Source organism: Aestuariivirga sp., from assembly GCF_044239095.1.
Lineage (GTDB): Bacteria > Pseudomonadota > Alphaproteobacteria > Rhizobiales > Aestuariivirgaceae > Aestuariivirga.
Genome location: NZ_JBIICB010000319.1, coordinates 1 through 4582, shown reverse-complemented (window position 1 = coordinate 4582; position 4582 = coordinate 1). Strand labels below are relative to the sequence as shown.

General features: G+C 63.6%; 5 protein-coding genes. 2 read left to right on the top strand and 3 right to left on the bottom strand.

Annotation, left to right across the window (positions count from 1 at the left end; all coding sequences use genetic code 11):
* A partial coding sequence (locus tag ACILRA_RS20190; RefSeq protein WP_395663849.1) for an AAA family ATPase occupies positions 1 to 570 on the top strand: 570 nt, incomplete at its 5' end.
* 192 nt (positions 571 to 762) lie between these two features.
* A complete protein-coding gene (locus ACILRA_RS20185; RefSeq protein WP_395663850.1) occupies positions 763 to 1173 on the top strand; it encodes an MmcQ/YjbR family DNA-binding protein in 411 nt (136 codons plus the stop codon).
* Here ACILRA_RS20185 and ACILRA_RS20180 read toward each other — a convergent pair.
* From ACILRA_RS20180 to ACILRA_RS20170, 3 genes are all read right to left on the bottom strand, one after another.
* On the bottom strand, positions 1137 to 2318 hold the full coding sequence (locus ACILRA_RS20180; RefSeq protein WP_395663848.1) for an MFS transporter: 1182 nt from the start codon (positions 2316 to 2318) through the stop codon (positions 1137 to 1139). The two genes, ACILRA_RS20185 and ACILRA_RS20180, sit on opposite strands and share 37 nt — an antisense overlap.
* Positions 2319 to 2361: 43 nt before the next feature.
* Positions 2362 to 4056 (bottom strand): M23 family metallopeptidase, encoded by a 1695-nt coding sequence (locus tag ACILRA_RS20175; protein ID WP_395663847.1) that lies wholly within the window; start codon positions 4054 to 4056, stop codon positions 2362 to 2364.
* 216 nt (positions 4057 to 4272) lie between these two features.
* The coding region (locus ACILRA_RS20170; RefSeq protein ID WP_395663846.1) for a hypothetical protein at positions 4273 to 4582 on the bottom strand (310 nt) is incomplete at its 5' end.

Below are 4582 nucleotides of genomic sequence, written 5' to 3'. Positions count from 1 at the left end.
GATGTGTTCAACGTGCTGCTGCAGGTGCTGGACGATGGCCGCCTCACGGATGGCCAGGGCCGCACCGTGGATTTCAAGAACACGCTGATCATCATGACGTCGAATTTGGGGAGCGAGTATCTCGTGAACCTCGGCGAGGCGCAGGACGTGGACGTGGTGCGCGACCAGGTGATGGGCGTGGTCCGCGGGCACTTCCGGCCCGAGTTCCTGAACCGCCTCGACGAGATCATCCTGTTCCACAGGCTGAAGCGTGAGAACATGGGTGCCATCGTCGACATCCAGATTGGCCGGCTCAAGAAGCTGCTTGTTGATCGCAAGATCGACATCACCGTGTCGGATGCCGCAAGAAGCTGGCTGGCCGAGAAGGGCTACGACCCGGCCTATGGCGCACGTCCACTGAAGCGGGTGATCCAGAAGAACCTTCAGGATCCCTTGGCCGAGGAACTGCTTGCCGGCCGCATCAAGGACGGCGAGACGGTGGAGATCGGCGCGACAGCGGGTGTGCTGACGTTCAATGGCGTTGCCGTTGGTGGCAAGCAGGTGGACCCGAAGGTCGTGAAGCTGCACTGATCTGATGATGCGAATCGAGAGGGGCGGTCCTGCGGGGCCGCCCTTTTTGTGTCTGTCCGCGCAGGCTCTGTGAATGGGCCCAGCAATTTCCTGCTGCCGTCATCCCGGCGAAGGCCGGGATGACGGCAGGAAGGCGGATGACGGTGCAATCTTGTGCTTGCGTCCGAATTGCGATCGATCATGTTCACGTTCATGACCCTCGACGGCTACAACCGTTTCTGCCGCAGCCTTCCCCACACCGCGCATGTGGTGCAGTGGGACAATGCGCATGTGTGGAAGGTGGGCGGGCCCAAGGGCAAGGTCTTCGCCATCGCCTCGCGCTGGGACGGGCCCGCACTCGACATCACCTTCAAGGCCTCGCAGCTGACCTTCGATCTTCTCAAGGACAAGCCGGGCATGCGGCCGGCACCCTATCTCGCCTCGCGCGGGCTTCTCTGGCTGCAGCGGCGGACGGCTGAGACGCTCGATGATGCCGCGCTCAAGGACTATCTGCGGGAAAGCCACAGGCTGGCGGCGCTCAACCTGCCGAAGCGTGTGCAGCGGGAACTGGGTCTTTCAGCCCGACCTCACCCCTTTGGCGGATTGTCCTTGGCGAAAGCATAGATCACAAGCCCGATGACGAGGAGCCCTGCGAAGATCAGGTGCAGCGTGGCATGGGATTGCGCAGGCGGCGCATCTTGCAGCCTGTTCATCAACGATCCGCTCAGCGGCTGCAGAACGCCTGCACCGCCAATGAACAGCACGTTCAGAAGCGTGATGCCGCGGCCCAGCAAATGGTCTGGCACGAAGGCCCGCCCATGGGCCATCAGCACGCCATAGGTCATGCCGAAGCCGCCGAGAAGACCCATGAGGGTGATGGCCCAGCCAACCGGCAGGCCGGGGAGTGCCAGCAGCGCGAAGCAAATGGCGGTGACGGCGACGCCGCCGAAGACCACCCATTTGCGCGTTCCCAGCAGCCGGTCCAGCGGGCCATAGGCCATGGCGCCTGCCGACATGGCCGCCGCCATGACGAGCAGCGCGTGGCCGCGCGCCACGGGATCAAGTCCGTAGACGGAAGAAAAGAACGGTCCTGCCCACAAGCCCCGCTCGGACAGCACCACGGCGTAGCTGACGGCCGTGATCGGCAGAAGCGGCCAGAGCGCGCTGATTTTGAGCACGTCCCTGATGCCGGCGAAAAGCCCGCGCGAGCCGTGCGCCGTGATGCGCCCCGGATCGCGGATCAGCAGCAGAACCGAGAGCGCCGAGGCAGCGGTTGCGGCCGCCATCCACACCATGGCCCCGCGCCAGCCAATTGATTGCGCCGCCCAGGCGAGAGGCGAGGCGGCAAGGAGATTGCCCGCCGTGCCAAGCCCGAGCAGCCATGAGCACAGCAGGGCAAAGCGCTGAGGTGCTGCCGTCCGCCCGAAGAGGTAGATGGCGCCCATGTAGATCGACCCGCAACCCGCGCCGATCAGCAGCATGGCGATGTTGAGAACGGTAGCGCTTCCGGCCGCGGCAAACAGCAGGGCGCCTGCGACCGCCAACAACATCTGCAGCGATACGGTTCTCCGCGGTCCGGCGGTGTCCAGCGCCCATCCGACAGGAAACTGTGTCGCAACGAAGCCGAGGATCCACAGGGCGTGGAGATTGCCGAGCGCCTGCGGGCTGAGTGAGAGTTCGACCGCGAGTTCCGGCGCGATCACCGCCAGGAAGGAGCGGTAGAACTGGCTCAGCACATAGGCCACGAGAAAGGTGAGAAAGATGCGCACGCCGTTCAGCCCTTCGCAGACCCGCCGGCGTGGCGCAAGCCGGTTACGGATTGACCTCCGCCACCTGCAGCGGCGACGGCGCCTGCTGCATCATGGCCTCGACGCGCGCCTTCAGCTGGTTGAACCTCGCCAGTTCCTTGCCAGAGAGATGCTTTCCGCCAGCGGCCTTGATGCGGGTGGGGTTGATGGGCCGGTCGTTCACATGCACTTCGTAATGGAGGTGCGGGCCGGTGGAGCGGCCGGTCGAACCGACATAGCCGATGATCTGGCCCTGGTTCACCTTGGCGCCGCGGCGGATGCCTGCCGCGAGCTTGCTCATGTGCGCGTAGAGCGTTTCGTACTTGTTGTCGTGCTTTATCTCGACCGTGATGCCATAGGCGCCATGGCGTCCGGCGAGTTCCACGACGCCGGAGCCCGCCGCCCGGATCGGCGTTCCATGCGGCGCGCCGAAGTCCACACCCGCATGCATCTTCGAGTAGCCGAGGAGGGGGTGGCGGCGCATGCCGAAGCCGGACGTCAGCCTGGCACCCGAAACCGGTGTCTTGAGCAGCGATTTCTGCGCGCTCCGGCCATTCTCGTCATAGTAGTCGGTCTGGCCGTCCTTGGTGGTGAAGCGGTAATAGGTCTTGGTTTTGCCGTCGAGGGTCAGCTGCGCGTAATGCAGCACCTTGCGCTTTGATGACGATCCGGTGAGCGGGTTGCCGTAGAAGACATCGAAGCTGTCGTTCGCCTTCACCTGGCGCTGGAAGTCCACGTCGTAAGCGAAGATGCGCGTCAACTCGGCGACGATATAGCCCGGAACCTTGTTGTCCTTGGCGGTGCCATAGAGGCTGGAGCCCACCTTGGCGCGGGTGCGGAAATGGTTGTAATCGGCATATTGCGACTTGGCGCCGGCTTTCGCGCCGGCGATTGCGGCCACGAAGCGGCCGTCTTCGTCGGCCTGCACGGTGATGGTCTCGTCCGGGCCGGGCTGGAATGAGAGTTCCACGGGGAAGATCACGTCGCGGCCGTAGAAGTCGAACTGCCTGTCGAGGGTCAGTTCGAAGCGGGTGCCCGTCTTCATCTGGGTGGCGGGGAAAACGGGTTCGATCGCGTCAGCGAGCGCCTTTGCTGCTTCCCTGCCGACGCCGCGGTCGGTGAGCGCGCCGATTAGCGTCTCGCCTTGGGCTAGCTCAAAGGTTTCGTCGGTCGGCTCCGGCGGAACCTGCTTGGTGATGGTCGTGATGTTCTCTTCGCCGCCAATCGAGTCGATCTCGGCGTCGATCACCACCGTCTTGCCGTCGCCATAAGGCAGGACGTCCGAGGTGATTTCCGGATAGAGAGCCGCATTGTTCAGGTCACGCTCGGGGATGATCGAGGTGACCGGCAAGTCGGGCTGTGGCTGGTAGGCGGCGGAGAGTTCCTTGCGGCCGATGGACCGCTCGGACTCAGCGCCGGTCAGGTCCGCGTAGCTGCCCGTGATCGCGGCCTTGTCGACGGCCGCGAACGCATCGCGCGGTGCCGCGTTCTCACCGAAAATTCCAAGTACAGCGCTGCCGATCACCAGCGAACCGGCGATGCCGGCAACACAGGTCGTCAGAAGCCATCTGTGATGGGCAGGTTCGACCTCGAATGGATCGGGGGCGGGCGCCGGTGCGGGCGCCGGAAGCATGAGCTGGGGCTTTGACGGCAGTGGCCGACGCCGCGCCGCACCGGCAAGCGTGCGGGCGCGAAACTGTCTGTCAACGCGATCGTTCAATAATCAATCCCCTTGCCAACCCAACTGCTCCGGACAACTTCGGGCCTGATCGACTTCCCCTCGATCACAGGCCACATCCGGGAGCACACTCGCTTCTGTCATGCTCCGTCCGGGAACGCGAAACCCCAACAGTTCCGCGCGGGTCGGAAAATGCCCTCCCGCGCCCCGTTAGTCAACCGCATTGACTGCATTGGGCGCGTTCGACACATTTCACGATCACATTTCATCCCCGGGTGTGGACGGGCGATGTCCGATGATCGGGCGAAAAACATGATGACATCGAGACATTTCCAATTCGTTAACCATGATTAATGCCTGTCCGGGTCCTACGCCTGCATCCTGGCCGCGGGCGCGCTGCCTGGGCTGATAAGCCACCCAATTATCTACTGTTGCCGGGGGCTTATCGGAAAGTTGAAGATTTATGATTTGAGAAGCTTGACAGTTGAGTGTTGGTGGACCTATAAGCCGGGTCACTGAGGGACGCGGCGCTGCGGCGCGGCGGGTCTTCGTGCCGAAAGCCGACAGA